1 protein-coding gene is annotated in these 289 nt (G+C 41.9%); it reads left to right on the top strand.

The features are described 5' to 3' along the window. On the top strand, positions 1-289 hold a 289-nt coding region (locus ACVC08_RS00020), incomplete at both ends, for a hypothetical protein (protein ID WP_452600472.1).

Here is a 289-nt window from a genome sequence, read left to right as displayed (position 1 = left end):
GCAGGCATTAACCCATTACCAATACCCTATACCAATGTCACCAACCCACAAATTATTTATGTACGCGTAGACAATAATACTATGGTAGATGATGGTACAGGAACAATGGTTGATAGCTCAGACTGTTACGCTACCGCAGAGTTAACCCTGCAAGTCAACCCAATGCCATCGTTTAATTTAGAAGACAATTACCTATTATGTATCAACACCAATGGTACAGAAGTCATTAACACGCCAGCAATAGACACGGGCTTAACTGTGGCCGATGGCTATACCTTTACCTGGTACT

The organism is Pontimicrobium sp. MEBiC06410, from assembly GCF_053601615.1.
This window is presented reverse-complemented; position numbering and strand designations above follow the sequence as displayed.